24 protein-coding genes are annotated in these 25,173 nt (G+C 49.2%); 9 read left to right on the forward strand and 15 right to left on the reverse strand.

The annotated features are described in order from the left end of the window. Positions 1–166: 166 nt before the first annotated feature. The 4 genes from fusA to ACNQKP_RS16830 all read left to right on the forward strand — a co-directional run bounded on the left by fusA (position 167) and on the right by ACNQKP_RS16830 (position 3,547). The gene (gene fusA / locus ACNQKP_RS16815; protein ID WP_038450965.1) at positions 167–2,275 is read left to right on the forward strand and encodes an elongation factor G; all 2,109 of its coding nucleotides are present in this window, start codon (positions 167–169) and stop codon (positions 2,273–2,275) included. Between the two features lie 199 nt (positions 2,276–2,474). Then, on the forward strand, positions 2,475–2,705 hold the full coding sequence (locus ACNQKP_RS16820; RefSeq protein WP_417866247.1) for a hypothetical protein: 231 nt from the start codon (positions 2,475–2,477) through the stop codon (positions 2,703–2,705). After that, positions 2,706–3,146, forward strand: coding sequence for a hypothetical protein (locus ACNQKP_RS16825; protein ID WP_417866249.1), 441 nt, complete (start codon positions 2,706–2,708; stop codon positions 3,144–3,146). A gap of 146 nt (positions 3,147–3,292) precedes the next feature. Further along, a complete protein-coding gene (locus ACNQKP_RS16830) occupies positions 3,293–3,547 on the forward strand; it encodes a hypothetical protein (RefSeq protein WP_417866251.1) in 255 nt (84 codons plus the stop codon). 83 nt (positions 3,548–3,630) lie between these two features. On the opposite strand, the gene ACNQKP_RS16835 is transcribed toward ACNQKP_RS16830, so the two are convergent. Both ACNQKP_RS16835 and ACNQKP_RS16840 read right to left on the reverse strand, forming a co-directional pair. Further along, positions 3,631–4,140 carry a hypothetical protein gene (locus ACNQKP_RS16835; RefSeq protein ID WP_417866253.1) on the reverse strand — a complete coding sequence of 170 codons (510 nt, stop codon included), beginning with the start codon at positions 4,138–4,140 and terminating at the stop codon, positions 3,631–3,633. 123 nt (positions 4,141–4,263) lie between these two features. Next, complete coding sequence (locus ACNQKP_RS16840; protein WP_417866255.1) at positions 4,264–5,052, reverse strand: dienelactone hydrolase family protein; 789 nt, start codon at positions 5,050–5,052, stop codon at positions 4,264–4,266. Between the two features lie 236 nt (positions 5,053–5,288). Here ACNQKP_RS16840 and ACNQKP_RS16845 point away from each other — a divergent pair, with 236 nt between their 5' ends. The 4 genes from ACNQKP_RS16845 to ACNQKP_RS16860 are packed head-to-tail and all read left to right on the forward strand — an operon-like array spanning position 5,289 to position 8,254. Continuing rightward, the gene (locus ACNQKP_RS16845) at positions 5,289–6,329 is read left to right on the forward strand and encodes a CNNM domain-containing protein (RefSeq protein WP_417866257.1); all 1,041 of its coding nucleotides are present in this window, start codon (positions 5,289–5,291) and stop codon (positions 6,327–6,329) included. A gap of 3 nt (positions 6,330–6,332) precedes the next feature. Then, positions 6,333–6,647 carry a divalent-cation tolerance protein CutA gene (cutA, locus tag ACNQKP_RS16850; RefSeq protein ID WP_011163517.1) on the forward strand — a complete coding sequence of 105 codons (315 nt, stop codon included), beginning with the start codon at positions 6,333–6,335 and terminating at the stop codon, positions 6,645–6,647. 32 nt (positions 6,648–6,679) lie between these two features. Next, positions 6,680–7,195, forward strand: coding sequence for an orotate phosphoribosyltransferase (gene pyrE, locus ACNQKP_RS16855; protein ID WP_417866259.1), 516 nt, complete (start codon positions 6,680–6,682; stop codon positions 7,193–7,195). A gap of 42 nt (positions 7,196–7,237) precedes the next feature. Beyond that, positions 7,238–8,254, forward strand: a complete 1,017-nt coding sequence (locus tag ACNQKP_RS16860; protein WP_417866261.1) for a hypothetical protein — start codon at positions 7,238–7,240, stop codon at positions 8,252–8,254. Between the two features lie 25 nt (positions 8,255–8,279). On the opposite strand, the gene ACNQKP_RS16865 is transcribed toward ACNQKP_RS16860, so the two are convergent. The 9 genes from ACNQKP_RS16865 to topA all read right to left on the reverse strand — a co-directional run bounded on the left by ACNQKP_RS16865 (position 8,280) and on the right by topA (position 20,062). Then, on the reverse strand, positions 8,280–9,419 hold the full coding sequence (locus tag ACNQKP_RS16865) for a hypothetical protein (protein WP_417866263.1): 1,140 nt from the start codon (positions 9,417–9,419) through the stop codon (positions 8,280–8,282). Positions 9,420–9,453: 34 nt separating this feature from the next. Then, complete coding sequence (locus tag ACNQKP_RS16870; RefSeq protein WP_417866265.1) at positions 9,454–10,239, reverse strand: phosphatase domain-containing protein; 786 nt, start codon at positions 10,237–10,239, stop codon at positions 9,454–9,456. 12 nt (positions 10,240–10,251) lie between these two features. Beyond that, complete coding sequence (locus ACNQKP_RS16875; protein ID WP_417866267.1) at positions 10,252–10,698, reverse strand: helicase; 447 nt, start codon at positions 10,696–10,698, stop codon at positions 10,252–10,254. A 224-nt stretch (positions 10,699–10,922) separates the two neighbouring features. After that, complete coding sequence (locus ACNQKP_RS16880; protein WP_011163512.1) at positions 10,923–11,762, reverse strand: class I SAM-dependent methyltransferase; 840 nt, start codon at positions 11,760–11,762, stop codon at positions 10,923–10,925. Continuing rightward, entirely contained in the window at positions 11,763–12,818 is a 1,056-nt protein-coding gene (locus tag ACNQKP_RS16885) for an alpha-ketoacid dehydrogenase subunit beta (protein ID WP_417866269.1), read from the reverse strand. Next, complete coding sequence (locus ACNQKP_RS16890) at positions 12,818–13,948, reverse strand: thiamine pyrophosphate-dependent dehydrogenase E1 component subunit alpha (protein ID WP_417866271.1); 1,131 nt, start codon at positions 13,946–13,948, stop codon at positions 12,818–12,820. The genes ACNQKP_RS16885 and ACNQKP_RS16890 overlap by 1 nt, the downstream gene beginning before the upstream one ends. A 252-nt stretch (positions 13,949–14,200) precedes the next feature. Continuing rightward, the gene (locus ACNQKP_RS16895) at positions 14,201–16,222 is read right to left on the reverse strand and encodes a S41 family peptidase (RefSeq protein WP_417866273.1); all 2,022 of its coding nucleotides are present in this window, start codon (positions 16,220–16,222) and stop codon (positions 14,201–14,203) included. Positions 16,223–16,341: 119 nt separating this feature from the next. Beyond that, entirely contained in the window at positions 16,342–17,214 is an 873-nt protein-coding gene (locus tag ACNQKP_RS16900) for a hypothetical protein (protein ID WP_417866275.1), read from the reverse strand. A gap of 118 nt (positions 17,215–17,332) precedes the next feature. Next, positions 17,333–20,062 (reverse strand): type I DNA topoisomerase, encoded by a 2,730-nt coding sequence (gene topA, locus ACNQKP_RS16905; RefSeq protein ID WP_011163504.1) that lies wholly within the window; start codon positions 20,060–20,062, stop codon positions 17,333–17,335. Positions 20,063–20,220: 158 nt separating this feature from the next. On the opposite strand from topA, the gene ACNQKP_RS16910 reads away from it, so the two are divergent. After that, entirely contained in the window at positions 20,221–21,006 is a 786-nt protein-coding gene (locus tag ACNQKP_RS16910) for an HAD family hydrolase (RefSeq protein ID WP_417866277.1), read from the forward strand. Here ACNQKP_RS16910 and ACNQKP_RS16915 read toward each other — a convergent pair. From ACNQKP_RS16915 to ACNQKP_RS16930, 4 genes are read right to left on the reverse strand one after another with little or no spacing between them, the layout of a single operon-like run. Next, positions 20,983–21,783: a hypothetical protein gene (locus ACNQKP_RS16915; protein ID WP_417866279.1), complete on the reverse strand. Its 801-nt coding sequence runs from the start codon at positions 21,781–21,783 to the stop codon at positions 20,983–20,985. The genes ACNQKP_RS16910 and ACNQKP_RS16915 overlap by 24 nt on opposite strands. 58 nt (positions 21,784–21,841) lie before the next feature. Further along, positions 21,842–22,288, reverse strand: a complete 447-nt coding sequence (locus tag ACNQKP_RS16920) for an LEA type 2 family protein (protein ID WP_417866281.1) — start codon at positions 22,286–22,288, stop codon at positions 21,842–21,844. A gap of 1 nt (position 22,289) precedes the next feature. Beyond that, positions 22,290–23,633, reverse strand: a complete 1,344-nt coding sequence (locus ACNQKP_RS16925) for a TldD/PmbA family protein (protein ID WP_417866283.1) — start codon at positions 23,631–23,633, stop codon at positions 22,290–22,292. Further along, a complete protein-coding gene (locus ACNQKP_RS16930; protein WP_417866285.1) occupies positions 23,633–25,021 on the reverse strand; it encodes a TldD/PmbA family protein in 1,389 nt (462 codons plus the stop codon). Before ACNQKP_RS16930 ends, ACNQKP_RS16925 begins: the two co-directional genes overlap by 1 nt. Positions 25,022–25,173: the final 152 nt, after the last annotated feature.

The raw sequence follows: 25,173 nt of genomic DNA on the forward strand, positions 1-25,173 counted from the left end.
GGCCCGTCAGCCAGGCCTCTCGAGGATGCGGTGCGTTGGGATTCTGGCCTAGAATCTTTTTTTGCACTTAGTAGTATTTGATGATAATTCGAGTACTTTCATAAAATTTGTTTAATTTTTGCTAATAATAACAGCGATTAAAACCATATAAACGAAGGGTAAAGATATGTCCAAAAAGTGGAATATTGATATGGTCAGAAACATTGGTATCTCGGCGCACATCGACTCCGGGAAAACCACAACTTCTGAGCGTATTCTGTTCTATGGAGGAAGAATCCACGCCATCCACGAAGTTCGTGGAAAAGACGGCGTCGGTGCAACAATGGACTCCATGGATCTAGAGAGAGAAAAAGGGATCACCATCCAGTCTGCTGCAACTCAGGTTCAGTGGAAGGATTACACAATCAATTTGATCGATACACCGGGGCACGTGGACTTCACAGTTGAAGTTGAACGTTCTCTTCGCGTTCTAGACGGTGCGATCCTGTTGCTTTGCGGTGTTGCCGGCGTTCAATCTCAGTCCATCACTGTTGACCGTCAGATGAAACGTTACAACGTTCCTCGTTTGGCATTCGTGAACAAATTGGACCGTCAAGGTGCCAACCCATACCGTGTTACTGATGCTTTGATCGAAAAATTGCGTTTGAACGCAGTTATGATCCAGATCCCAATCGGTCTGGAAGATCAGCACAGAGGTCACGTTGACCTGACTGACATGAAAGCTTACATCAACCAAGGTGAATCCGGTGAGACTGTTCTAGTTGAAGAAATCCCGGCTGATCTGGTTGAAACTGCAAAAAAATACCGTCAAATCATGATCGGCAAACTGGCTGACGTTGACTCTGCTATCGAAGAGAAATTCTTGATGGAAGAAGAGCCAACAACTGAAGAGATCCGTGCGGCTATCCGTAAGGGCACTATCGGTTTGAAATTGGTTCCAGTTCTTTGCGGTTCTGCATTCAAAAATAAAGGTGTTCAGCGTCTGATGGACGCGGTTACTTACTATCTTCCGTCCCCTGCTGAGAAAAAAGAGCAAGCTCTTGATATCACCAAGAACGAAGAAAAGTTCGACCTGCATCCAGATCCAACCAAACCATTGGTTGCTCTTGCGTTCAAACTTCAAGAGACTCCATTCGGTCAGTTGACTTACATGCGCGTTTACCAAGGTAAAATGGGCAAAGGCGATTTCATCGTCAATCAAGTGAACAAGAAATCTGTTAAGATTCCTCGTTTGGTTCGTATGCACTCTGATAAAATGGAAGATATCGACGTATCCTACGCTGGTGACATCGTGGCATTGTTCGGTATCGACTGCGCTTCCGGTGACACTTTCTGTGACGAGAACATCCAGGCGTCCATGCAATCCATGCACGTACCTGATTCCGTTATCAGCTTGGCAATTGCGCCTAAAGATAAAACTGCGGCGAACAATTTCTCCAAAGCTCTTCAGAAATTCCGTAAGGAAGACCCTACATTCCGCGTACACCGTGACGAGGAATCCAACGAGACTATCATCTCCGGTATGGGTGAATTGCACTTGGAAATCTACGTTGAGCGTATGAAACGTGAATTCAACTGTGAAGTTATCGTGGGTCAACCTCAGGTTGCTTACCGTGAGACTATCTCCGTTGAAGCTCCGTACGACTACACTCACAAAAAACAAACTGGTGGTTCCGGTCAATACGCGAAGATCGTTGGTAAAATCCAACCTCTCCCTCCACAAGAAGACGGCGCTGTATTCAAATTTGAAAACAAAGTTGTCGGTGGTCGTATTCCTAAGGAATTCATCCCTGCGGTTGAAGAAGGCTTCAAAGAGCAGACTGTTAAAGGTCCTCTGATTGGCTTCCCGATCGTTGGCGTTGAAGTTGTTCTGGAAGACGGCGCGTACCACGATGTCGACTCCTCATACATGGCGTTCAAAATCGCTGGTATGGCGGCTCTTCGTGAAGTTTACGCTTCCGCGAAACCAACTGTTCTTGAGCCGATCATGAAGCTTGAGACGACAGTTCCAGACGAATACCAAGGTTCCGCTGTTGGTCAAATCAACCAACGCCGTGGTTCCATCGTTGCAACTACTGCATTCGAAGGTAACTGCGTGATCGAAGCTGAAGTACCACTGACAGAAATGTTCGGTTACTCTACAGACCTTCGTTCTGCGACCAAAGGTAAAGGTGAGTTCTCCATGGAATTCGCGAAGTACGCTCCAGTACCTCGTAACATCCAGGAAGAACTTGCGAAGAAATACCAAGCGAAGCGCGCAGCTGAGCAGAAGTAATTTCGCGCGGATGCGCAGGAGGTGCGAAGCACTGGACTGCGTCCCGCTAAGTTTGATCTTCAAACTTCAAAGCCCGGTGGAAACACCGGGCTTTTTTTATTTCCCCGCCCCGACCTTCGTCAGGAAACGCTAAACATTGCCGCCTGTTGTGCCGAAAAGAGATTCGTAAATTCATCTTTCAGCCCCGAGGACGACAGCCATGGATCGCGACCAGCTTATTGCCGAAATCAAAAAACAGCTTCAGGAAGAACTGAAAGCTCAGACTGACACCATCAAAAGCAAAATTCCCGGCGAACAACGTGAACAAATCAAAGACCTGAAAGACGGCCTGACTCAGACCATGAAGGAAAACCCGTGGGCCTCGGTCGGCATTGCGGCCCTGGCAGGCTTTGTGATCGCGCGCATGCTGTACAAAAGAAAGGATGACTAAATGAACTTCCTTCTGCCCCTCATTTCTTTCTTTATCGGTAACGCCAAAAGCCTGTTCAAAGAACCCGGTATCGCCTTCACCCAGCAACTGGTGCTGCATCTGCGTGCGCTAACGTTCGTGCTGGTGTCCACCATCGGATCTTTGGCTTTAAGCTGCGTCGGGATCTCGCTGTTCATCGCAAGCCTTGCTGGCCAATTAGACAAGGGCGAAGAGTTTCAGATCACTGGCGGCATGATTGTGTACCTTGCAATGACCCTGGTTTCTGCGGGTGTATTGATTTACAGCCTGAACAAAAAGACGTGGTTGAAAGCTTTGGGTTTTGTCGAAAAACCTGCGGCGGCCAAACAATCCGGCGCCCTGGAAAATGCCGTGGCTCTGCTGGTGATGGACTACGTGGAAGAACGCCAAAGCAAGCGCGCGAAAACATCTGAAGCCAGTTAAACTCGTCCCAGGAATCCCCTTTTCAAAGGGGATTTTTGTCCCATAATCCTTTCCTGCCCCCTTCAATTCAAATTAAACAAAGCCTGGCCGTGGCACTGCTGTTGCTTTTAATAGAGACAACACTTGATTCACGAAAGGAATCTGAAATGAAACACATTATCGTGGTATTGGCTTTGTTTGGTTTTATGTCTGTTACTCACGCTGAAGAGACTGTCTCTGAAAAAGTAAAATCAACCGCCAATGACGTGAAACGTGGTGCAAAGAAAGCCATGAACCGTGCTGAAGAAGCCGTGTGCATGGAAGGCGATGTGAAGTGTCTGGCGAAAAAAGGGCAGAACCGCGTTGAAGAAGGCGCCGACTATGTGAAAGACAAAGTCGATGAGGCTACTGACAAAAAATAATTCCTGCGAGGGATTTGAGACCAAAAAAAAGAGCTGACTTTCAAGGTCAGCTCTTTTCTTTTTATAGATTGCAACTTCAGAAATTACATGGGCCAGCGATTGCAATATTCGTTGCTGTCAGAAGAGATCACTTTGCCTGTGGACTTAGCCACAACCAAAACAGAAATCGTTGTGCAGGTTTCATCATAGCTGATGTCTTCCTGAGTGCGTGTTGTGTAAACCAGAACATCGCCACGATCTTCAACTGTGGTGTTGGAAGTCACGGGATAGGTTTTGCCTTTACCCGGAACAGAGAAGATCTCACCGATCATGCCGCCACCGTCACCACCACCATAGCCGCCGCCATCGAATCCGCCGCTACCATAACCGCCACCATCGAAAGAACCACCGCTGCCACGGTCGTTGCCTTCATAGGTTTCTTCACGAGGGTCTTTTTCCTCACCACGACCACCGTCGTCTTCTTTTGGAGCCGGCTCGGATTTGCCTTTTCCTTTTTTAGCAGAAACCACGTCCTGGGAATTGTCAGAGATATTGGCAAAGGTTGGCGCCGCGAAAGAAAGAGAAAGCAGGGCCGCCAGCAAGATTGTTTTCATAAGAAGACTCCTTTTGTATTCAAAACGAAGTCTTTAACACGAAGGGCGGCGAAAGGGCCATTCCCCGTCACCACCCTTGCCATATTTTCACGATTGTTCAGACTCTAGACAGCTCAGCCCGCATTACTTTGAAACTGGAGCCACTTCATTCAGAAAGGCCTCCAAAGCGATCCAGGAGCGCTTCTCTGCAGTTGCATTAAAGGCATGCCCCTTGGATGGATCGCTGCCTGCATCTTTCTGGGTGAAAGCATGAACCGCTCCGGAATACGCCACAAACTGATAATCCACTTTGGCTTCGTTCATTTCTTTCATGAAGCCATCGACTTCCGCTGGCGGCACGTAGGGATCAATAGCTCCATGCAGAACCAGCACCTTGGTTTTGATGTTTTTGACATCTTTTGGATTCTTACTGGCAAGACCACCATGGATACTGACCGCCCCCGCCACAGGCAAACCTGCTCGAGCCGCTTCCAGGGCTCCGGTACCGCCAAAGCAATACCCCATGATCACGATCTGCTTGGCATCGACATTTTTATTCTTCTTAAGATAATCAAAGGCCGCCTTTTCACGCGCCCGGTAAAGCTTCACGTCCTCTTTGTAAGTGCCAGCAAGCTTGCCTGCCTCTGCCGGGGACCCAGGGCGAACGCCCTTGCCATAGATATCGGCAGCCAGAACTACGTAACCTTTTTCCGCCAGACGCTGGGCGCTGGCTTTTTCATGATCACCCAATCCCATCCACTGGTGAACAATGATAACAGCCGGACGCGGCCCCTTTAAGGAATCATCCTGAGCCAGAAATCCTTCTAGAACCGTCTTGCCTTCTTTGTACTCAACCATTTCAGTTTTCACTTCGGCATGAGCATGCATGAATGCTCCCAATACCAACATGGCTGCTGCCAAATTCTTGATCATCTTAAGTACTCCTTTTCAGCTTTACCTAAGTCTAAGAAGTACCTGGTAAAAGGTCAAAAAACCCTCGCTCCAGTCCTGATGACTCACAAATTCCTGTTTTATCTCGATTATATCAGGACTTCTTGCAAGTTGCGTTATAGACAGGTCCCTTCCCGGATGTGGTACACTCTAGTCTCTATGGAATATCACAGGCGTCTGCCCGTCACATTTAACTTCTCAGATTTAAGCATCACTCTATGACGATTATTATTGTTCTGTTTATCAGTACCATCGGTATCTCTTTTTTATGTTCCATGCTGGAAGCTGTTCTTCTGACTTCGACCTCCGCTTACATCGGGGTGCTGGTCAAAGAGAATAAAAGAAGCGGAAAGCTTCTTGAACATCTGAAAGAAAACATCGACCGCCCTATTTCTGCCATCCTGACCTTGAACACCCTGTCCCACACCTTGGGCTCCGCCGCCATCGCCTACCAAATTCAGATTCAATACGGACAAGAAGCTGTCACCGTGGCCTCTTTTGCCCTGACTTTCATGATCCTGATTCTGTCTGAGATCATTCCCAAGTCTGTCGGCGCCGCCCACTGGAAAGCCCTGGTTCCCTTTGCCGCCTACACCATCCAGTTCATGATCCTGCTTTTGTATCCATTGGTGATCATGTCCGAGTGGCTGGGCCGTTTTTTTGCAAAAAACTCTGAAGATCCGGAAGTAACCCGCGAAGAGATCCTGATGACTGCCGAAATCGGCGTGGAAGAGGGAACTTTGAAAGGCAAAGAATCCAACATCATCAAAAACCTGCTGATGCTGGACAAGATCTATGTTTCAGACATCATGACCCCACGATCTGTGTTCTTTGCTTTGGACAAGAACCTGACGGTGGAAGAGGTATTTAACAAGTACCGTCCTCTGCGCTTCTCGCGCATCCCGGTTTACGACGGCAGCCTTGATAACATTATCGGCATGACCTATCGCTATAAAATTCACGAAACTCTTTCCAACGATCTGCACGACAAGACGATCGGTGAAATCGTGACTCCGATTTCCAGCATCCCGGAACGCATGACGGTGTCCCAGGTTCTGGATTTCTTTATCAAAGAAAAAGAGCACGTGGCTTTGGCTGTTGACGAGTACGGTATCGTGGCGGGTCTGGTCAGTCTGGAAGACGCGGTTGAAACCCTTCTAGGGGTAGAAATCGTCGATGAACTGGACAGCGTGGAAGACATGCGCAAGTTCGCCCTGGAGCAGTGGCAGATGCGCAAACAGAAACTGCGCCGGAGCTAGGTTGTGATTTTGTTTTATATCCCCTGCCCTGACAAAACTTCCGCGCAGAGTATCGCAAGAACTCTGCTTGAAGAAAAACTTGTCGGCTGTGCCAACATCATTCCAGGCATGGAATCGATGTACTGGTGGGAGGGAAAATTAGAGACAAGCTCCGAGCATATCCTGATCCTGAAGGCTTTGAACACCCCTGATGCACAGAGCAGAATCACAAAAAGGGTGGAAGAGCTTCATCCCTACGACGTTCCTTGCGTCATGACTCTCCCCGTCCTGGGAATCAATCCCGCTTTCAAGAACTGGCTTGAAGAAAGTCAAAGATAGCCCTAGCTTTGAAAAGCGAAGGAGCTATCGCCATGACCAGACAAGAACTTGCCAAGAACATTTACGACATTGCTCACCTGACTGGGGAGTTTAAACTTCGCTCGGGCCAGATCTCGAACGAATACTTCGACAAGTATCGTTTTGAGGCACAGCCGACTTTGCTGCGTGAAATCGCCAAACAAATGGTTCCACTGATTCCCGCGGGCACCGAAGTTCTGGCCGGCCTTGAAATGGGCGGCATCCCTATCGCCACCGCATTGTCCCTGGAAACCGGGATCCATTGTGTGTTTGTTCGTAAAGAGGCCAAAGAATACGGCACCTGCAAGTTTGCCGAAGGCCTTGAAATCAAAGGCAAGAAAGTCTGCGTGATCGAGGACGTCGTCACCACCGGCGGCCAGGTGGTTCTTTCCACCGCGGATTTGCGCTCTATCGGAGCTGAGATTTCCACAGTTCTGTGTGTGATCCACCGCGGGCCACACTTCCCCGAACCCAAGCTGACTGAGATCGGCCTGGACCTTCGTCCATTGTTCAAGAAATCCGATTTCTAGCCGATAAAGAGAACTGGTTTATCTTATCGAGAGGAAGACAGGATGAAACAGTTCTCAAAGGCTCTACTAGCCACAGCCATTGTTTTCACCGCCAGCCCGTCCTTCGCGGGCTACGATGAGTTTGATTGCCGCAGCAGTGGCAACTTCAGTACCAATACGCATTTACAATGCGTCTCCTGCGGAGCTCAAAAATATTTTGCCAACAAAGCAGGAGGTCGTGAAGTTGTTCCCTCTGAGAAGTGGCTGCTTCTATTGGGAACTGTGGCAGTACAAAATTACGAGCTCAGCGATCGAGGTGGAAACAATCTTGCCTCTGACTTCGATGCACGCAAAAACTATCAAAAATATGTCATATCAATGATGAGGAGCTACGGCTTCTGTCAAAGCTACATTAGCAAGGAGCGCTCTAAAACTAAACGCAGCGCTCAAGACTCCGACGTGGCTCCTAGTGATTGGAGCTCAAAAATATATCCGGGCCTAACTAGAGACACCAATTTGGGGCCAAAAGGTGTTCAGGCCGTCGGCAAATACTATGGCTTCGATGATAGTTCTTGGTTTGGCTGGCAAGCTGGCGAAAACATGAACTACCTACTGACTGGCAGTCCAGATCCAAGAAAAAGTATGAAGGATGCGGAGTTCGGCAAGGAATATCCCCTTTATCCCAATATGTCTTTTAGCGACAAAAGGACAAAGTTCAAAGAGCGTTTGAGCCATGCGTTTCCTTCAGAATATGATGTCTCTGGAGAGAAAAAAAAGGATTCAAAACAACTTGTGGCATCAGGAGATAAGTCCAATGGACTTCGTGAATGCCTACAGGAAATCAATCGCATGCAACATGGACAAGGAGACCCGCTGCTAAATTCGTTCATGAAAAATGTTCCCGAAGGTGAAGCTTTCTGTAAGTCTATGGCCAATGCATGTGATATCGAATTGGATTTCTGTACTGGTAGCAAGGGTACCAAGTCCGTGACCCAACCCGAAGTCTTCAGATCAAATAGCAGACCGCAGCCTCCACCGCCGCCAATGCAACCATCCAGATCTGGCAGCGGATACAAATAAAAAAGGGGCTGTAAAGCCCCTTTTTTTAATCAGCGCATTCAATTCTTATCAAATCTGAAGGCTTTTTCTCAATACTAGTATTTTCACGTCTCTTGATAGAGTTTCTTACCTCACATGCCGCACATTCATCATCAAAATAGGGATTAAATTCTTCGGTCCTTATCCGATCATATGCCACAGCATAGGCCGACGGGTGTTTCTTAATAAGCATGTCGAGAACAGAGGAAGACTGAACTTCTTGCATCATTTTTTTAATCTTCTTTTTTTCAACATTTTTTAGAATCTGCTCCCCGACAACAACAATCTCAGCCTCGGAAAAAGACAAAAAGTGATGAGCATCTCGCACCCAATACAAAGTCGCCTCATCAAAAGTTTCAATCAGTTTTAGCCTTTCTTCCTTACTCAAATCTCTTCCAAGCTTTTTCAAAAAGAAATCAAATGCACCTATATCTTCCATAACAAAGGCTGCTTTAACAAAAGCAAATGGATCTTTAACCTCAAATATTCCCTCGCGCTCTTCAATCACCTGTAAAAGATCAAAAAACTTTACTCTCTTCACATCTATAGCTTCAAAATCACGGTATGCTCTTGCATAACCCAACGTTTGACAAATAAGTGGTTGCTTTCCAGGCAAATGCTTCAGCATCGGAAATCTAGTTCGATCATAACTCTCATACAGAGCCTCTAGAGAATACAAACTGGTATTTTCATATAGATAAAGATCATTGAAAGGAAGTTGCGATCGAACTTCATTCCACTCATTATTCTTCTTTTTCAGGAAGTCAAAACCAGTGTACTCAGTTCCAGCTATCGGCACGTATAAAGAGGCACCCTTGCGCAACAAACTCATGACATGCCCTATTTCCACATCTTCCCTAAGGAACAACTGGAGAGCAGTCAGTCCATCTTCACCGACCTCGTTCACATTAAAGAAATCGACTTCATCCAAAAGCTTCAAGAACATTTCTTCATCATCGAGCTTATCAGCAACTTTCAACTTATCGGGAAATTTCAATTCCGAGGATTTTGAAATGTCTTCGTAAATCTCCTCCTTCGTCATCCCCACCTTCACTTCTTTAGGCACCTCAACAACCTCAACCACTTTGGTTGGCTTACTAGGATCCTTTTGAAACGAGCACGCCCCCAATATTGTGGAGGCACTCAAAGCTAGAATGAACAAAGAGGACTTGTTCATGGTCCTAACCACATCTTTCAGCGATAACGGCCCGGATCTTTTGCAATTTAACGGAAGGGTTTGCAACATCCCACTGCCATTTGAAGTCGCGGCAGTCCTGCCACCATGGGAAGACCATGGGACCGAACTTTTCGTCTTTGTCGTCTTTCTTCATGCGCTTGTAAACGATCTGCTCAATCGGGCCATAAGCCTTCTTCATCAAAAGACCTTTTGAAATCAGGTCAATCGCTACCTCAACACTGGTCACGAAGCCAATCTGGCCTTCCATTGTTGGGAACTTGGAACGATCGAGCTTTGAGTAAGCTTCGCGGATATAGCTGACCGCCGGGATGTGCGGAAACTCTTTGACCATCTGGTCATAAACAACCGCATCGAACTGACCGTTGTCGCCGAAATAGATCACGACTTCCGGATTAGTTTCAGCAAGCACCTTGCGGATGACTTTTTGTTTCAACTCTGGATCCTGCTTGATACCCGAGTTCATGTGCAGCTTCGTGATCGGGAAGCCGTTTTCCTCCAGGAAATCCGTGTGCTGCTCATTCATCAAAAGCTTTGGCGCCAAAGACACATAATGGAATTCAATGTCTTCATGCTGCAGATTTAACATCTGGAAGATTTCCGACATACCCACAAAGCGGCTGTCATCGTCAGCGAACGAGGTTGCCGCCCCCTTCTTGGACAACACGTGGGACACCTTCAACGTGTCATCAATATCAGACACCACAAGCACCTTGGCTTCGGCAAAGGCTGACAACATCAATCCGGCAAGTAAAGCGATGTATTTTCTCATGGACGTCTCCTGTTATTTTTTGTTTCCTAAAAAAATTGAACTGTAAATCTGCTCCCAGTCGACCGACAGAAGCTTGTCTGCGACCTCGGAACGCTCTTCCATATCCAGTGGCTTGTAACCACGCTCCTCAACCCAGCCGTAACCCCAGCGAAACGGTGTCTGAAGCTTGGCTGACCCACCCACACGCACACCACGGAAGTAAGCGTCCGCAGTGTACTTGTTGGCTTTGACAGTGATGCATTGTTTTAAGTCTTCATCGGCCCGCAAACGGTCTTCACGGGCACCACCGGCCCAGTAAGCCACATCATGAGCCACACAGCAGTCCAAATAGGCATTCACCGACCAGGCAAACCCGTCCGGACTCATACTGCAGCCATCGCTGGTAAAGTCTTTCAGCGTATTTTTAGCAAACCCCTGCCCAGCCACCAAAGTGACCAACAAATAGACAGCAAGCGACACCCAGTGTCCCTTGCGAGGCTTGAATAAGGCTAATTTGGATTTGAATATCATCAGCCCCTAAAGGAGCAAGAGACAGACCAAAGAAAAACAATTAAGAAAACCAGAAAATCCCCTCCGCGCCCCACCCAATCAAGGTTTTGCGAAACGGAGGCGTGCTCCAAGCACGTCGAAGAGAAGCAAAAGGCCCGACAACGAAGGAGATGGGCCTTTTTCACCAACCGGCGCTATTTTTCTCCGACCACATAAGCGATCCAGCTTTGGCAGGCCTCGCCGTGATCAACCCTCGTGAAGTTGCCGTCTCCGGAACCATCCGGCGCTGTGCCTTCCCAGTACACGTGGGATTTTTTAAAGCCCACTTCTTCCATGATGTCGCGGATCTCAGAGATGGACCACATGCGCCAGTCATAGGTGAAGACCTGTTCGATCTTCTTCCCACCCACTTTGAAGTGGATGTGGAATAGAGCCTCATTGGTCACAGGGTCAAAGTTCGTCTGATCCCAGTAGTAAGTGAAGCCTTCGTGTTTGATCGCGTCCTCAATGGCTTCGTAGCACTGACTGCCACCGAAGATATCCACCAGGAACATGCCATCTTTGTTCAAAGTCTTCAGCACGTTGGCGAAATACTTCTTCAAAACGTCGCGTTTTTTAAAACAGAAATAAGAGAAATTCATCGCCGCCACAATGTCGGCTTTGGCCAGATTCGGATCCAGCACATTGCCTTCAACCAGCTTCATGCGCTTTTGCTGTTCCGGTTTCAGCTTCGTCAGATAGTTGGCTTTGCCGTAGGCCATTGGTTCCGGATCCAGATCCACACCCACCGCCTCATGACGAGGGTGCAGTTTGATCCATTCGGTGGAAAGAGCAAAGGTCCCGCAGAAGTCTTCACGGAATACACGGGGCTGCTTGCCTTTCAGCTCGCGGAACGTGTTCCAGATAAAGACCACATCATTTTCCGCCGACTGAACCGCTTTGCGGTACAGTTCGTATTTATCGAATACCAAAGCCGTGCTTTTTTTATTCACACGACGGCGGACCTTTTTTCTGTGGGACATTTCTTTTTTCATTTACGGCACTTCCGCTACGACTTCACGAATCGCAAGTTCAATGTCATGGATCTGTGGCACAGAGTTCTTTTCAAGGTTCGGGTGCAGACCGATGCCCGGCAGGTTTTTACCAGCCAGAACACGAGGACGCGCCATCAGTTGATAGAAGCACTCTTGCGTCGCACGGTACGCCAAGTGCTCGCCGAAGTTGGTCACTTCCGTGTCCTCGTTCACGAACAATACGCGGCCGGTTTTTTCGATGGATTCTTTAATCATCGGCCAGTCGTATGGATAAATCGAGCGCAGATCGATCACCTCAACAGAGATGCCTTCTYCCGCCAGCTTCACCGCCACTTCGTCACACAGGTGCACCATGCGGCTGTAAGTAACAACCGTGATGTGTTCACCCGCGTGAGTGATCTTGCCCTTGCCGATTGGAACCATGTATTTTTCAAGTTCCGGCCAGCGCGGCTTCCAGCCTTCAGAATTCTGAACTGGTTTGTCGATCATGGCCTTAAGCTCTTTTTCATCCGCAGGTTCCCCCGGGATCAGCTCATCACCTTTATGGCGCATCAACGCCTTGGATTTCAAATAAAGAACCGGATTTGGATCTTCGATCGCAGAAAGCATCAAACCGTAAGCATCCAACGGATTGGACGGCATCACGATCTTCCAGCCTTGCAGGCGGGAGGCCCATGCATCGAAAGAATGAGAGTGGTAAACGGAACCAAAGATCCCCGCACCCACCGGAGTCATCACCACCATTGGCAATTGAATCTGACCGTTCGTGCACCACAAAGTGTTACCGGCAATTTTCAAAAGATCGATGGTATTGAAGATATAGTCCGCAAACTGGATTTCAGCCACGCAACGGTCACCACCCATCGCGATACCCATCGCCATGCTGATGATCCCACGTTCATCCAGAGTGGAGTTCCACGCCGTTTCCAAACCTTGAGTCGCTGTGAAAACGCCCCCCAGTGGTGCGCCCACGTCCTGACCGAAGATATCTTTAACTCCCATGTTGGCTTCACCATAGTGAAGGGCCATTCTGATGGCCTGAGCAATACTTGCCATTAGAATTTTCTCCAATCTGCATTTTCGCTGTTAACGTAAACATGATCCCAGACAGACTCCGGAGTCGGCACCGGTTCCTGACGGGCTTGTTCCTGGGCGCTGACGCCTTCGGCTTCATAATCTTCCCAGATCTTCTTCGCAGCCTTCGGATCCAGAATGCCAGCATCGATCAGGTTTTTTTCGAAAGTCAGAACCGGGTCAAACAAGTGTGGTTTTTTATTGGCGCCGTCCGCGGAAGAGTGACCGTACAAACGAGTCACCTTCGCTTCGATGAAGGATGGTTTGCCGGTTTTACGGATGTATTCCATCTCTTCTTTCAGAGCCAGATAAGTTTCAATCGGGTCATTGCCGTTGATCACACGGGAACGGATGTTGAACGCAGCAGCGCGATCCGCGATGTTCGTTTCACCGTGCTGACCTTCGTACGGAGTCGAAATACCGTAGCCGTTGTTCTGAACAGTGATCAGCATCGGAAGTTCCTGGCCCTTACGGGAGGCAAGAATCAAGCAGGATGCGAAGTCACCTTCAGCAGTCCCAGCGTCACCACCAGTCACGATGGAGATCGCACCTTTACCCGCACGCTTTTGCACATGAGCCGTACCACACGCGATCGGATATTGAACTTCCAAAGGAGACGTCACCGGAGCCACGTTCCATTGAGGGAAGCAATAGTGACTGGAGAAGTTACGACCACCTGTGGATGGATCCGTCGCACGGTTCATCATCAAGCGGATGGAATCAATCATGTCCATGCCCAAAGCCACCATCGTCGGAGTACAGCGATAGTGCAGGTGCAACCAGTCGTTCTCTGGGCCAGAGCCTTTGCGCGCCAGCATACCCAAGGCAACACCCCAGGCTTCCTCACCAGGTCCACCAATCCAGAAGTAAGCCTCACCGGCTTTATAAATTTTGATCAGACGTTCTTCAAGCACGCGGGACTTAACCATCAGGTTATGCATGCGAAGCAAAATTTCTTCAGACAATCCACCAAAGCTCTGCTTCTTTTTTGCAGGAGCAGTCGCTTTTTTAGAAGCTTTCACAGTGGACTTTGCAGCAGGTTTTGCAGCCTTCTTGGTAGTCTTACCAGCAGCCGCCTTACCCCCTGCTTTCACAGTGGTCTTTTTAGCCATTTTCAGGGCCTCCATATTCGCGTCTATCTAAGCGAAAACACAACCCTTTGTCACGTCCATTCAAGCCCCCACAAACCACCTGCCATTAAACCCCAAAAAAAACCCCAAACCCTGTAAAACCACCCCAATATTGCTTAATTTTTAAGCTCCTCTGTGTCACAGATGCGCCTTTTTCACTGCCCCAAATAAAAAAGCCCGGGTTTTGCCCGGGCTTAAAACAACAACAACACGTTTTTCTAATCTATCGGAACACTACTTGGCGTTAGCCTGCTTCTGCTGAGGCACCAGGGATTTCCCGTCCTCAAGCTGAATCAGATCCAGAAGAACACTTTCCGCTTCCTGGATATCAGGACGCTTCAGGTACTCTTCGTTTTTCTTGGCTTTGCTAGCAGTCTTTTTAGCTTTGTCTTTCTTTTCTTTTTCGTTCTTGTCTTTAAGAACTTCGCTCACGCGGATCACTTTGCCGCGAGCTTTGGCTTTGTTCAGCTCTTCCACGATTTTCTTGAACTCATCGTTTTTAGCAACACGCTCGCCGGATCTTTCACGCAGGGACTTCAGCCACTCTGGTTTGATCTCTTTCCATGCGCCCGGGCCTTCTTTCACGTAAGCATCCGGAGACAGGAAAGACTCAATCGTTTTTGGCGGCAAAGAGTAATCCATGTATTTCTCACCGATATCATCAGTGCTGAATGGACCTGGCAACACGATATCCGCATCCACACCACGGTGCTGAGTGGATTTACCACCCGGCACGAAGAACATACCCACCGTCACTTTGATCGCGCCGAGGTTGTTCGGGATTGGAAGTACAGACTGAACAGAACCTTTACCGTAAGTGTGATCACCACCCACGACAACGGCACGTTTATAATCCTGCAAAGTACCGGACACGATCTCGGAAGCGGAAGCAGAGATACGGCTGGTCAATACAACCAGCGGACCTGCCCAGTCCACCATTGGATCTGTGTCACGAAGTGCGGATTCCGCACGGCCTTCATTTTTAGAGGACTGCTTCACCACATTCCCGGTCTGGAAGAACAGACCCGCGATTTTCACCGCGTCTTCAAGAGAACCACCACCGTTATTGGAAAGATCCAGCACCAGGCCGTCGACTTTCTTTTCGTTGGCTTCCTTGATCAGCTTTTTCATGTCAGCCGCAGAAGATCTGCCGCCACGACGGGAATCCGCATAGAAGGATGGGAAGTTGATAACACCGATTTTCTTTTTCTGACCGTTGATTTCACGATCCTGATAGATGATGGACGCTGCTTCGTCCTCCAGGTTCACCTTTTCACGGGTCAAAGTGACATCAAAACGTTTTTTGCCTTCGCCGGATTTTCTCAGGATTGTCAGGCGCACTTTCGTGCCTTTGTTACCACGGATTTTTTTGACAACGTCTTTCAAATCCATGTCGATCACATTTTCCATCTGGCCTTTTTCCTGACCGACAGCCACGATTTTATCCTGTGGTTCGATCAAGCCGGATTTCGCCGCCGCCCCGCCTGGAACCAGTTGCTCAACAACTGTGAAGCCGTCCTGGGAAGAAAGTGTCGCGCCGATACCTTCCAGGGACAAACGCATCTGAATTTCGAAATCTTCAAGCACATCACGAGAGAAGAAGCTGGAGTGTGGATCCAGCGCACGAGCAAAGGAATCCAGGTAACCGGAGAACAGATCATCCTGAGTTGTGTCAGCGGTTCTTTTCACTGCACGCTCATAGTTTTTGATCACGTTCTTTTTGGCTTCATCCATTTTCATGTCTGTCGCCATGTAGTTCCCGATCTGGAACTGAATGTATTTTTTCAGGTATTCATTGGCTTCAGCGGAATCTTTCGGCCAGGTTTTCTTTTCCGGATCGAACGTGAACTCGGTAGAAGATTCAAACTTGAAGTCTTTGCCCAGATATTTTTTTGCAAATTCAGAGCGGTCTTTCACGCGATCCAGAACGATTTTCTGAGCGGCATCCAGGAATGAACAGTCACGGTTTTTGGTTTTATCAAAAACGTTGCCCGCAGCCTTGCGGATGGAATCAACATCACCTTGAGTCAGATAGATTTTGGACGGATCCAGTCTTTTCAGATACTGCTCGATCACACGATTTTGCAGGTCAGTGTCGCGGTTGGAATACTTCACGTGGTTGGCAAGGAAGCCCTGTTCAATCACTGTCAGGTAACGGCACTCAAGGCCTTCTTTCAGTTGGGCCGATGCCAAAGATGAAACTGCCAATGATCCGGCAATGATGAAACCTCTAACGCCTTTTGAGAATGAACTCATGCTGATCCTTCCATGGCTCCCCGAACGGGAGCAGTCCTAATTGCATTAGATTATCAAATAATTAGCTGAGAGCATTCAATTTATGAAGCACGTCATAAATTAGGACGTAGAAAGGATTCTTAAGACTTTCGTCGATCTTCTTCGAAGAAGGATAGCTGGGAAAGGTTTTCCACTTTGTCGCCACGAAGGCCGTTCAATTTGACCTCATGCTTGATGAAACTGCCATGCTGAGTCTCGATCATAAAGAACGACATCTCGGGGAATCTCGCCTTTAGTCGAGTCATTTCCTCAACAATCAGCTGGATATTCTTTGGATCATCATCCGACATCCCGAAGCGGTGATGCGGATTGTAACCATAAAGATCAATGGCCTGCTCCACGCTGGCGCGGATGGCTCTTTGTTTTAATTCTGCAGTGCCTTCTTTGAAGTCCGAATCACCCAGAAGCTGACGCGTCTCTTTATGACTCACCGGATACACACTGAGATAGTTGGGCTCCAATGGCAGAACTTTTTTCTGAACAAAGACCCGGATCCCGTCTTTCAGGGTTTCCGGATGGTGACCGCGGGCCGTGATCACAGACAGAGGGCGCTGATTAAAGGCCGCGTGATAGAAACATTCCCAGGAAGGCCCCTTCCACTGGAAGTCCGGGTACCCCAAAGCGGCCGCCACATCCTGCACGAAAATCTGCTTTTTGCCTTCCAGTTTTTCCAGTTCGTCCACATGGTGGTCACGGAAATTACGGAAGGTGCCGGTCACATCGCAATAGTCGATATTATAGTCCGCAAACGGACCACTGCTGCCGATGGTTTGGTGGTGCTGGGCAAAGTCCCCGCTGGAGATCTGAATTTCAGATTTGTCGTTCTTATTGAAAAGAATCAGCGGCGTCGTCAAAAAGGCGATGTTGTCGTCGAAATCGAAGAAATAGAAACTGCGACCGCCAAGGTGGAAGTTTCTATCCTTCTCCTTGGAACGGTTGATTCCTAACTCCAATTGTCCCTTCGGGGGACTCTCGCTCATAACACACCTTTCGATGCCCAATGATGGGATCTGTAACTATGCGGAACGAATTTATCAGAGATTCCCCCCTCGGAAAAGGGGGGTGAACAAATTACTTCTTGGACTTGCGAGTGACTACTTTTTTGACACCCAAAGCTTCGGCTTTCTCTTTGGCATTAGCAGCTTTCTTCAAAGCAGGCTTTTTTGCAGCAGGCTTTTCGCCATCAGCTTTAGCGGCTTTGGCTTTCGGAGCAGCTTTCGCCTTTCCTTTAGCTTTGCCTTTGCCTTTTGCCGGGCCCTTTTCATTGATCAAAGCAACGGCTTGCTCCAGGGTCACCGTGTCCGGCGTCGCACCCTCTGGCAAAGACGCATTGACCTTGCCGCACTTGATGTACGGACCGTAAGGACCATTGAAGACCTGAATCGCATCGCCTGAATCCGGATGTGCGCCCAGCTCTTTCAACGGAGCCGCACGACCACGTCCCTTTTTGGGCTGAGCCAGCATTTCCATGGCTTTTTCAAAGGTGATATTAAAGATGCTTTCACCTTTTGGAATCGAACGATAGTCGCCGTCGTGAACCACGAATGGTCCAAAACGACCCAAGCCCGCTTTGATGTCTTTGCCCGTGCCCGGGTGAGTCCCCAAGGTCTTTGGCAATTGCAACAGGCTGAGCGCCATTGCCAGATCCACCTGTTCCGGCTGAGTACCCGGCGGCAACGACGCACGTTTCGGCTTGTCGTCTTCCGGGGTCACATCACCCAACTGAACATACGGACCATAGCGGCCGTTCAGAACATACACCGGCAGATCTGTTTCCGGGTCATTACCCAAAGAATCAGCACCATTGATTTTTTGATCGATCAGTTTTTCAGCGATCTCGGGCGTGATATCCGCTGGAGATTCATTGTCCGGCAAGGATGCACTGACATCTTCACCATCACGCTGAGTGGTCACATAAGCACCGTAACGGCCGACGTGGAATTTGTATTTATCCATGCCTTCCAAGGTCATTGTACGGGCTTCGTTTGGATCAATCTTGTCACCTTGATTGTCGACCATGGCACGCAAGCCCTTAGGGCCTTTGTACACAGACGCAAGGTAACTTTCCCAATCCAGCTCCCCGTCTGCGATATTATCCAGGCTCTGTTCCATTTCGGAAGTGAAGCCCAAATCCACATACTGGGACAAATACTGACTTAATAATTTAGAAACGATCATCGCCGTGAACGTCGGCACCAACGCCGTGCCGTTCTTACGAACATAACCACGGTCAATGATAGTTCCGATAACAGAAGCGTACGTGGAAGGACGGCCGATGCCCTCTTTTTCCATCGTTTGAACAAGGCTTGCCTCTGTATAACGAGCCGGTGGTTTGGTTTCGTGGGATGTTGGATCCAGTTTCGCGCACTTCACACCGTCTTTGACTTTCAAAGCCGGCAGACGCACTTCACGCTCAGCCAGATCCGCTTCTGGGTCATCACTGCCTTCCACGTATGCTCGCAAGAAGCCCGGGAATTCAATGGTCATACCGGAAGCACCAAACAACGCATCACCCACGGTGATTTTTGCGCTGACTTGTTTCTGACGGGCATCCACCATCTGGGACGCAATCGTACGTTTCCAGATCAGGTCATACAGACGGAACTGAGTCCCCGTCAGACCTGTTTCATCCGGATCCATAAACTGGTTCCCGGCAGGACGGATCGCTTCGTGGGCCTCTTGAGCGCCTTTGACTTTTTTCGCGGCGTAATTGCGCGGCTGCGGAGTCAGATACTCTTTCCCGTACTTGCTTTCGATGCAATCACGGGAAGCCGTGATAGCTTCGTTGGAAAGGAATGTGGAATCCGTACGCATATAGGTGATGAAACCCTGCTCGTACAGCTTCTGCGCCACTTGCATCGTTTCACGCGAGCTTAAACCCAATTTTCTATTGGATTCCTGCTGCAAAGTGGACGTGATGAACGGAGGCGCTGGTTTACGGAAGGTCGGTTTTTCCTCGACATCCGTCACCTGCCAGTTGCCGGATTTCAAATCCATGGACAACTTGCCCGCAGTCTTTTCATCCAGAACCAGAACGTCTTTACCTGCCGTCAGCTGACCAGTCAGACCATCAAAGTCCTTGCCGGTGGCCACACGTTGATTTTTGTATTGTTGCAGACGGGATTCAAAGCTGACACCGTCTTTGCTCAGCTCCGCAAGCACGCCCCAGTAAGAGGACTTTTTAAAGCGCACGCGCTCAAGTTCTCTTTCCACGATCAGGCGCACCGCCACGGACTGAACACGGCCCGCAGAAAGACCGTAAGCTACTTTTTTCCAGAGTAGCGGAGAAATCGTGTAACCCACCAGACGATCCAGAACACGGCGGGCCTCTTGGGCGCGCACCAGGTTGAAGTCGATCTCACGGGTGTCTTTCAGAGCTTTTTGAATCGCGTCTTTGGTGATCTCATGGAACACCATGCGCTTGGTTGGAACTTTTGGTTTTAGCACTTCCAACAAATGCCAGCTGATGGACTCCCCTTCGCGGTCTTCATCCGTCGCGAGGTACAGCTCTGAGGCTTCTTCAAGTTTGTCTTTCAGGTTTTTGACGACCTTGGTTTTGTCCTTGGGAACACAGTAAAGGGGCTCGAAGTTTTTATCGACGTTCACGCCGAGTTGCGCCCACTTTTCTTTTTTCACCTTTTCCGGGATGTCTTTTGCGGACTGAGGAAGGTCACGGATGTGGCCCATGCAGGACTCCACCACATAATCTCTTCCCAGGAACTTGCGAATGGTCTTTGCCTTCGTGGGAGACTCCACGATGACAAGCTTGATACCATCTGTTGCGTCACTTTTTTTGGCCATGCTAAGTCCTTCGTCTAGGTGTCACCTTCCAGAAAAGATCTGTAGCGACCCCTATATAATAGACAAAACATGAAGGCGAATGCCCGCCCGTGCAAGTCTAAATTTTGACGAGCCATATCAACTTAGACCTTCGCAAGATCACCAGATATACTGCGGAAATGAAAAACGCCTCTGAATTCTCCAGCCCTTTGCGCTTTCTGCTGACTGATATCGACGACACTTTGACTGATGAAGGACATCTGGGTCCGGAGGCTTATCAAGCCTTGTGGAATCTGCACAATGCCGGAATTCATGTGATTCCAGTCACGGGCCGCCCTGCCGGGTGGTGCGAAATGATCGCCCGCGTCTGGCCGGTCAGCGGCATCGTGGGTGAAAACGGCGGCTTCTATTTCCGCTATCACGGAAAGAAAATGCACCGTCATTTTTTCTTTGATGAAAAGATCCAAAAAGAAAATCGCACAAAACTTCAGCAACTTGAAAAAGAAATTCTGCAAAAGGTTCCTGGCTGCGATCTGGCCAGCGACCAGTTCTGCCGTCTGATGGATCTGGCCATTGATTTCTGCGAGGATGTTCCACCCCTGCCAAAATCCGAAGTGCAAAAGATTGTGGACCTGTTCCATACCGTGGGTGCGCAAGCCAAAGTCAGCTCGATCCACGTCAATGGCTGGTTCGGAAGCTATGACAAACTGACCATGTCTTTAAGATTTTTGGAAAAAGAATTCGGCGTCAGTGCCGAAGAGGCGAAAAAAGTCTGCGGCTTCAGTGGGGACTCCCCGAATGACGAGCCGATGTTTGCTTACTTCCCGCACAGCTTTGCGGTGGCGAACATCCAGAACTTTATCGATCAGATAAAAAACAAACCCACCTATGTCTCTAAAGACCGAGGTGGGTTGGGTTTCACTGAAATAGCAAAAGCGATTTTAGAAAGTCACGCGAAGGCCTAATGCGCCCCCGCCAGCCAAAGGCATGAACCCTGGTTCAAAGGTGATCGTGTCTTCGCTGGCTGGCAAACGGGATTTCAATTCACGATAGCGGCGGTTTTGTTCCGGCGGAGTCGCCCAAGCATCCACCGCTTCCCAGATACGGAAGCCAACATACCCAAACGCTCCGGCAAACAACAACCCACCACTGCCATTACAGTTGTCTTTGTTAGAACTCCAAGTGCTCGCCACACAGTCCCCCATGCCCGCCGCAAATACGGCGATGGAAGCAAGTTCCCCCACTGTAAAGATCCAGCCTTTTTCCATATAACGTCCCTGAACCGCATGACCGATCCCAAGACCCAACGGATATGTCGCCAAGATACCGCCAATCACATAACGAGCCTGAGAGATCTCACCACGCTCAAGGATCGTACGGTCGCTTTCACTTAAAGAAGCATAAGAAATACCATCTGCACGCATGGCCGTTCCGGCAGAGCTTTGCGCCGCAGTTTCTTTAGGTGCACTTACAGAGGACGAGATTTTCTCAAGCGTCATTCCCGTCTTCACTTTCCCGGAAACGATTTTCACCAAGGCTTTTTTACCACCAGCGGACAGGCGCAGGACTTCACCTTCGCCCGCAGTGCTCAGTTGAGAATTCAGGAAGTACACACGATCGCCCACAATCAGACCTTCATGGCCTTCAAGATTGATGGTGGCCTCGGTCCCTTGGATACGAGACACCGTTTGTGCGAATGAAACGGATGAAAACAGAAAAATCAGAACCGAAATGAACTTCATAAGCCCCTCTTACTTTGTGAAAAAGCATAGGACTCAGAACGATATACAGCAAGAAATCTTAACGAAGCTCGACCTTGCCTTCTTTGGAAAATGGAATGCTAAAGAAACCCGTCTTTGCGCTGCCATCAATTCGATAAGCCACTTCGCGCGCCGTCAGGATGTCCCCGAGATTACCCAGGATCGCTGTGTATTTTACTGGCAATGGAACTTCAATGTCGGTGGCAGCATTGGCTGGAACCAGAATCGGCTTTTCGGTTTTGGCTTCCGTCAGCTCTTTACCCGAGATAAAGACCTTGTAAGCGATTTCTTTGACTTTGATATCGCTCTTATTTGGATTCTGCACATTAACCACAAAGATGAACGTCGCCCCGGTGAAATCAGCATCACGCACATACACCTGATTCAACTGAACTTTCGGTTCTTCTGCATAACCAAACAAGCTGGAGCAGCCCGCACTTATCACCAACTGAAACAACAACGTCGTAATAAGTGCGAACTTTTTCATCTTATGCTCCTGCAAAACTCAAAGATTTGATCAATACATCCGGACAAATATAGGAATTGCCTGGTTTGTTATAGTCACGGCCCACCGCCTCGATATCACGAAGCAGTTCCAGCACGTTACCCGACATCACAAACTGTTCAATCGGCCCTTTGTTCTGGCCTTTTTCATACAAGAAGCCAGAAGCCGGCATCGAGAAGTCCCCCGTGGACTGTTTAAAGCCCGCGTGCAAACCGCCCTCGAATCCTGCCAAGTGGATGACCTTGTCATAAGAGGTCAACAGATCCTGCAAAGACTTATCTCCGGTTGCCACAACCAGATTTGTCGGCGCAATCGCCTGCTGGGAAGCAGGGCCACGACTCGCGTGAGCCGTGTGCGGCAGATTCATCTTGTTCGCATACTCCAGATTGGACAGATAGTTTTTCAATACACCTTTATCAAACAACACGGTTTTCTGAGAAGGCGCGCCTTCGTCATCAAACGGGCGCACGGAGGTCCCACGAGTTTCAAACGGATCATCGATCAGTTCAAACTTGTCACTGGCGATCTTCTGACCCAGCTTGCCTTTGAACAGGGACTTTCCTTCGTGGACTTCTTTCGCAGAGAAATAATCATGGATCATCTGCAAGACCGTTGGGAACTGCTCGCGGTCGATCACAACGGCATAGTTGCCAGTCGGAAGCTGAGTCGCGCCCAAACGAGCCAGGGCCTTGCGCACACCTTCGCCCGTCACTTCTTCGGTGTTGATGTCATCAAACTTGCGGGCAAAGAAACCTTCGCCGTCCATTTTTGAATTTTCACCGTCTTTAGCCAGAGGATAAGTGTAACCACTGTAATAGTTCTGTTTGAATTCCTGATCCAGACCTTCCGAATTCAAAATGCGCTTAAACACCACAGACTCATTGAATCCGGAATAAGGCACATTCGTCACGCGGGAATCTTTCGCCAGGCACAGCTCTTCCAGAAGTCTTGCCACTTCCAGCTTCTTGTCCATGGCGATTTCTTCCGGCTTGAACAGTTCCGGCATCGCCTTCACGGCCTGGGGCTTTACAAGCTCAACGGGTTTTGTTTCGCCCGTCTGCACGGTCTTGGCATTGTTCAAAGCCTCACCGTAAGTGCGCAGCAGGGATTCTTCAGAAAGATTTTCGGTGTAAGCATAACCCTGATTCGCGCCAAGAATCACACGCAAGCCCGCCATCTGAGTCTGCGTGGACTCGAAGGACTCCAGTTTACGTTTGGAATAACCGATGCTCAGGGCTTCGCCCCCGGTCACCAGCATTTCAATTTTGGCACCGTCTTTACGGGCCTGCTCAGCAAGCTTTTGGAAGTTTGATTTAATAGTGTCCATTATTTTGCTCTCCCACCAACCATCAGGCTGGAAACCAGAACTTGAGGCTGACCCACGGCCGCAGGAATTGTGCCGCTGACAGATCCGCACATGCCGCGCGCCAGTTTCAGATCATCAGAAACTCGGGTGATCTTACCCAGTGTATCGATACCACGGCCGATCAGGCAGGCACCCTTCACCGCTTCTTCGATACGGCCATTGCGGATGATGTAACCTTCAGCCACCTGGAAGTTGTAATCCCCAGTGCCCGGATTCACTGAACCGCCCCCCATGCGTTTTGCATAAAGGCCGTAGTCCACATCACGAACCATGTCTTCGAACTTGTCTTTACCAGCCGCGATGAATGTGTTTCTCATGCGGGAAGCCGGAGCATATTTGTAAGACTGACGGCGACCGCTGCCGGTGATTTCATAACCGGTCTGACGGGAACCCATTTCATCCACGATGTAGGATTTCAGGACACCGTTTTCGATCAATGTTGTTTTCTTGGTCTTGTTGCCTTCGTCATCCATATTCAAAGAGCCCCATCCGTTTTCGATGGTGCCATCATCAATCGCCGTCACACATTCGTGCGCGATTTTCTGATTCATCTTACCGCAGAACACGGAGGAATCCTTGGCAACACCGGTCGTTTCCAGACCGTGACCGCAGGCTTCGTGGAACAAGACACCGCCAAAGGCATTGTCGATCAATACCGGCATGTCACCCGCTGGTGCATAGGCGGCCGTGGTCAACAACATCGCGCGGTCCACTGCACCTTCTGCCAAAGATTTCAAATCAATCTGATCATAAACTTCCGAAGTCCCCATGTGGCCTTCGTCATCGGCAGAGCTTTCTTTCACGCCGTTGCTTTCAACGAAGGTCTGCATGCGGATACGGGAATAAGCACGTTCATCATACGCCATCAGACCGCGAGAGTTGGCGATTTGCACACGCTGGAACTTTTCATTCAAACCCGCTTCCACCTGAGTCACCGCCGAGTTGCGGGCACGGGCGTGTTGATCAATGCCATTCAGCCATTTGAACTTGCGGTCGCGATTCATCTCCCACGGTTTTTCACCAAAGGTGTGAACAGAATCAAAAGGCACCTGCATCAGCGGCATGGACTTGGAGGCGGCCCCGGTGCCACGGCTTTGAGCCGCGTTCAACGCTGCCTTCACCAGGCCTGCTTCAGAAAGATCATTCGTCGTCACATAGACAATCTCATGGCCGAAGAACAAACGAATTCCTGCGCCGTACAACTGGCCCACAATGGCCTGGTCCGCTTTGGAATTTAGAACTGTCAGTTGGGAAGAATAAGTGTCTTCAACAAAGATATCGGCAAAATCAGCACCCGTGCTCAGAGCCGCATCCAGAGCCTTGGACAGAATGTGAGGTTGAATAATCATAGGGCCTCCTTAAGATCTTCAAAGGATAGCTCAAGTCCTCCCCCCTCCCAAGGGGAAATCCCCGGAGGTCGCGTCAGAGCCCCGAAGAACTGATCCGGTATCACCTTTTGATCCCTTCGATATTATGGGGCCAAATGGAACGATGCTTGAAA

Source organism: Bdellovibrio bacteriovorus, assembly GCF_048286975.1.
GTDB classification, from domain to species: Bacteria; Bdellovibrionota; Bdellovibrionia; order Bdellovibrionales; family Bdellovibrionaceae; genus Bdellovibrio; species Bdellovibrio bacteriovorus_H.